At 65.2% G+C, this 224-nt stretch carries 1 protein-coding gene; it reads right to left on the bottom strand.

Annotated elements, in window-relative coordinates:
- Positions 1-224 (bottom strand): ATP-binding protein (locus ACPXB3_RS22745; RefSeq protein WP_425729915.1); only part of this gene is annotated, 224 nt, incomplete at both ends.

The following is a 224-nucleotide window of genomic DNA, read 5'->3' on the forward strand; positions in this document are numbered from 1 at the left end:
TTGCCGACTCCGGGCGGGCCGAGCAGGATCACGTTCTCCGCCTTGGCCACGAAACTCATCGTCTCCAGGTGCGCGAGGACGTCTCTGCGCAGTGAGGGCTGGTGATCTGCGTTGAAGTCTTCCAACGTTTTCATGGCCGGGAAGTGGGCTCCGGCGATCCGCAGCCTGGTACCGGAGGCCTCCCGATCGGCGACCTGGCGTTGCAGGACGGCGGCCAGATACTG

The organism is Gordonia sp. DT219, assembly GCF_049847065.1.
Taxonomy (GTDB): domain Bacteria; phylum Actinomycetota; class Actinomycetes; order Mycobacteriales; family Mycobacteriaceae; genus Gordonia.